At 45.8% G+C, this 4,653-nt stretch carries 3 protein-coding genes and 3 pseudogenes; all 6 read right to left on the bottom strand.

Annotation, left to right across the window (positions count from 1 at the left end; genetic code table 11):
• Nucleotides 1-849: alanine-zipper protein (locus ACFILU_RS09585; RefSeq protein WP_404977449.1), on the bottom strand; the 849-nt coding region annotated here is incomplete at its 3' end.
• Between the two features lie 430 nt (nucleotides 850-1,279).
• Nucleotides 1,280-2,248 (bottom strand): annotated as a pseudogene (locus tag ACFILU_RS09580) (hypothetical protein); the annotation flags it as partial.
• Between the two features lie 22 nt (nucleotides 2,249-2,270).
• A pseudogene (locus ACFILU_RS03765) lies at nucleotides 2,271-2,462 on the bottom strand (hypothetical protein); the annotation flags it as partial.
• 414 nt (nucleotides 2,463-2,876) lie between these two features.
• On the bottom strand, nucleotides 2,877-3,098 hold the full coding sequence (locus ACFILU_RS03760; RefSeq protein WP_375674810.1) for a hypothetical protein: 222 nt from the start codon (nucleotides 3,096-3,098) through the stop codon (nucleotides 2,877-2,879).
• Nucleotides 3,099-3,107: 9 nt separating this feature from the next.
• Nucleotides 3,108-4,241: a phage tail protein gene (locus ACFILU_RS03755; protein WP_375674809.1), complete on the bottom strand. Its 1,134-nt coding sequence runs from the start codon at nucleotides 4,239-4,241 to the stop codon at nucleotides 3,108-3,110.
• Nucleotides 4,242-4,248: 7 nt separating this feature from the next.
• Nucleotides 4,249-4,653, bottom strand: a pseudogene (locus tag ACFILU_RS03750) (phage tail protein); the annotation flags it as partial.

Here is a 4,653-nt window from a genome sequence, read left to right as displayed (position 1 = left end):
CACCGCTTCCCCACTCACCTGCCCTGCCGTCTCTCCTGAACGCACCGCAGACTCTGCTACCGCTTTCGCTTCCAAAGCTATTCTAGAGGCTTCTGTTGTGCTCTGTTGGGCTTGCTCCGCTTTCGCTATTGCACTATCTGCTGCACTTTTCGCTTCTAAGGCTATCGCTTTGGCATTACTTGCCTCTTCTTTTGCTTCTTCTGATACGATCTTCGAAGAAGTCGCTGTTTGATTTGCTTCATTCGCAACTCTCTCTACACTTTCTGCTTTAACCTTTGCTTCTTCTGATAAACTTTTAGCATTAGAGGCTGTTTGACTTGCTTGTTCACTCGTGGATTTCGCTTCAGTCGCAACAGTCTTTAAACTTTCCGCTTTAGATTTCGCATCGCTAGCCTCTCTTACAGCTTGCTCTACTTTCTCTGTTGCACTATCCGCTGCACTCTTGGCTTCTTCTGCTGTGCTCTTCGCTGCATTCGCAACTGTAACAGCGCTTTCTGATGCTACTTTGGCTTCCTTAGCTACGCTCTCTGCTGTTTCTGTCGCTGTCGCTACCGATTGTTTTACTTCCTCCACTAAACCTTTTGCCTCAACAGCTGTCGTTTTACTTTCATTGGCTAACGTTGCTGCCTGATCTGCTACTTTCTTCGCTTCAGCGGCTTTAGACAGTGCTTCTGAAGCATCTTGTTGCGCTGTTGATGTCTCTAACGCCTGTTTTGCTTCTTGCACCATAGTCTTGGCTTCAGAAGCTGTAACTGTCGCATCATCCGCCTTCTTTTCGGCTCTTGCGGCTTTCTCTTCTGCCGTCTCTGCTGNTAGTCTTGGCTTCAGAAGCTGTAACTGTCGCATCATCCGCCTTCTTTTCGGCTCTTGCGGCTTTCTCTTCTGCCGTCTCTGCTGTGCTCTTAGCTTCACTCGACTTCGTTAACGCTTCTAAAGCTTTTTGCCCGATCTCATCACCAGCCTGTTTAGCTGTGGTAGAGGCNGTGCTCTTAGCTTCACTCGACTTCGTTAACGCTTCTAAAGCTTTTTGCCCGATCTCATCACCAGCCTGTTTAGCTGTGGTAGCGGTCGATAATGCCGTTTCTGCAATACCTTTCACTTCTTCAGAAATATTCTTGACATCATTGACTAAGGTAAGCGCTGTAGATGCTTTATCCTTCGCTGCATTCGCTTCTGTAAACGCATTGGTAGAGGAATTTTGGGCTTCTGTTGCAAGTTGTTTGGCTTCTTCTGAGAGTGTCTTAGATGACTCTGCTATCTGTTTGGATTCTCTTGACTCCGTTAATGCCTTCTCTACTGCCGTTTGTACTTGAGACGCTGTTTTTGTAAGTTCTGTAACAGAAGATGTCGCCCGTTCCGATAAACCTTTTGCTTCTTCGGCAATATCCTTCGCATCAGCGGCTGTCTGTTTGGCTCCATCTGCCTTCATACTTGCTTGTGTCGCTACTGTCTTAACTTCATGACACGTTGCTACCGCTGTTGCGGCTACTTGCGTCGTCTCTGTTGCTGTTTGGGAAGCATCTCTCGCTGTTTGTTCTGCACGTTCAGCAATGGACNTGGCTCCATCTGCCTTCATACTTGCTTGTGTCGCTACTGTCTTAACTTCATGACACGTTGCTACCGCTGTTGCGGCTACTTGGGTTGTCTCTGTTGCTGTTTGGGAAGCATCTCTCGCTGTTTGTTCTGCACGTTCAGCAATGGACTTCGATTCATCGGCTAATCTCTTTGCTTCTGTCGAGACATGGACGGCGTTCTCACTTGCCTGCTTGACCTCTACAAAACTTTGCAATGCCGTAGCCAATGAACCTTTCGTACTACTTATTTCCCCTGTAGCTCTATCAAATCCTGCCTTCGCCTCTTCTGCCATTTGCTTGGCGGCATCAGAGGCACTCTTGGCTTCTTCGGCTAATCCCTTGGCTGTATCTGCTGTATCTTTTGCAAGATTAGCCGTTGTTGTTACTGCTGTAACCGCTTCACCCGTTTTGGTAACTTCTGTAAGCGCTCTTTCCGATACTTTTTTCGCCTCTTCTGCAACCTGTTGCGCACCATTCGCACGCGACATGGCTTTTTCTGCTTCTTGCCTTGCATTCACAACCTGTTCTAACGGCGCAAAGGTTTCATACGAATACAAAGATGCCGTCCCTAAAATCTTCGGAACAACAACGCTGTCTTGCGAAGTCCCTTCTCTGATTTCCTCTTTCGTTGCTATTGGTATCAAATATTCATGTTCATGATCGGGTATCTTCATCTGCTTTATTCCTCCATTAAACCTAAAATGAACACTCTTTCAAATCTTCAAGCTCTTCGCTTAACGCCTCTAAGCGCTTCTCTAAATCTTTCAGTGAACCATCAAGCTCTGTTTTCAAAGCGGCTTTCAGTAAATCAAAAACGCCAGTAAGCGGCGCATGAACAAAACCTCCCCCAGAATACAAAACGACCCGTACTTGAGACGGGTCGCTAAGNCTTCTGCCATTTGCTTGGCGGCATCAGAGGCACTCTTGGCTTCTTCGGCTAATCCCTTGGCTGTATCTGCTGTATCTTTTGCTAGATTAGCCGTTGTTGTTACTGCTGTAACCGCTTCACCCGTTTTGGTAACTTCTGTAAGCGCTCTTTCCGATACTTTTTTCGCCTCTTCTGCAACCTGTTGCGCACCATTCGCACGCGACATGGCTTTTTCTGCTTCTTGACGTGCATTAACAACCTGCTCTAACGGCGCAAAAGTTTCATACGAATACAAAGATGCCGTCCCTAAAAGCTTCGGAACAACAACGCTGTCTTGCGAAGTCCCTTCTCTGATTTCCTCTTTCGTTGCTATTGGTATCAGATACTCATGACTATGATCGGGTATCTTCATCTGCTTTATTCCTCCATTAAACCTAAAATGAACACTCTTTCAAATCTTCAAACTCTTCTCTTAAGGTCTCTAAGCGCTTCTCTAAATCTTTCACAGAACCATCAAGCTCCGTTTTCAAAGCTGCTTTCAGTAAATCAAAAACGCCAGTAAGCGGCGCATGAACAAAACCTCCCCCAGAATACAAAACGACCCGTACTTGAGACGGGTCGCTAATCTCTGATATCGCAAACGGTTTTAATGACATTTCAACTCCTCATGTCTTGATCCCATAAATTACACTCACATTAACGGGGCGCGTTTCAACACCACCAACCCTCTCTGCCATGAGGTGATGTTCATGATGCTCTCTGTCATTCAGACCTTCTGTTATAGGCGTTGAATAATATAAAAAATTAGCAAAGGGGCCCCTGATAAACCAAGGTAAACGCGGCGGCTTGTCTTTTGCTGTAAACCAAAAGGGAGTCTCTACCTGTGGACTTCCTGCTATTTGGTCAAATTCTTGATTACACCTTTCCAAGGCATCCCCACTCAAACCTACACACTCTTCGTCTATAGCTCTCTTGCGCCTTGTCACGGGCGCTTCAGAAGAAGAAACATCTCGTTTTTTTCGAGAAGAAAGACCTTCTGATGACGCTGGACCTATAAAATGTTCGTGCGCTTTTAAAGAACAGGATTGTATACTTGCAAAAGAACGCCAAGGGTCTAAATTGCGTTCATTATCAAGTCCCCGTAAAAATAACCCCCGAAAATCGGGAACATTAAACGTCGTGGCGCCATCTCCTTCTCCCCACGTCGTTCCTATCGCAGAAAATAAATCCCAATAAACATACCGTGAATAAGCACGCCCATCACATGGCAACCAACCATCCGGCAAGCGCTCCATTGCAAACGGTCCTATCAGACCAGTGGGTAAGCGTTTTAAGGAAGAAACTTTGCCCCTTGTCGGGTTGAGAACTTGCCAACCCGTAAGCTCTTCATCATACACAAGCCTATAAAGACAACCATCTTGTATCTCTCCTCCCGATAAGGCTAATAAACCGGTTTCTGTCGCCTTATAAACAGGTTTGCCAACTAAATTATTTAAAGCAATTGTTGTCGCCCCAACATTCTTACCCTTCGCTTTAAAACAAACCGATATCCCATTCTTATACTCTAAAAATGCCGATTGGCTTAAAAGCCTTATCACGCTCGTCTTTTGGTTATTATCAACCGTAACAATGCCTTCAAGCGCGCCACCCGTATCCGATAAATACTCACTCACCCGCTGCATCATCACACGAGCGCTATTATTAACTGTGTTAGGATGCTGTCCCTCTGACCAATTAATTAAAGCATCAGCACCACCATTCTCAGATGCCGTTAAAGACCAATCATAAATCGTGGTCATCTGAACCTCACGTCTTGATTCCAAATACAACACTCATATTAATCGGGCGCGTCTCACTTACACCTGAACGAGCCCAAACAACATCACGCATATGAAGGTGGGAATGGGGAAAGGCGAGCTTATGGTGCACGCGTATATCCTCTACTCTCACACCCAAACGTTCAGCAAGCTTCAACCTTTGCTGGTCATTCAACACATATCCCCAGATGATCGTCATATCACCATGCCAACTCTCTTCCTGATTTTCATCATTCAAAATCGTAAAGGATTGACCCCCGTGATCATGCTTTCTCATAGCGTCATTTTGTAAAGTGCCAAGATAACGAAAGCGGTCTATCTCGCGGTCATCATCAACACCTCGTAAAAAAACACCACGCAAATCGGGAACGTTAAACTTGTTCCAAGTATCAGC

Source organism: Bartonella sp. CL100XZDX, from assembly GCF_042195375.1.
Taxonomy (GTDB): domain Bacteria; phylum Pseudomonadota; class Alphaproteobacteria; order Rhizobiales; family Rhizobiaceae; genus Bartonella.
Note: the sequence above shows the minus strand (reverse complement) of the source record. Positions and strands in the feature narration are given on the sequence as shown.

Bases quoted from the DNA above. Each gene is read 5' to 3' on its own strand.
- ACFILU_RS03755 (WP_375674809.1), bottom strand. From the start codon at position 4,241: ATGACCACGATTTATGATTGGTCTTTAACGGCATCTGAGAATGGTGGT.
- ACFILU_RS03760 (WP_375674810.1), bottom strand. From the start codon at position 3,098: ATGTCATTAAAACCGTTTGCGATATCAGAGATTAGCGACCCGTCTCAA.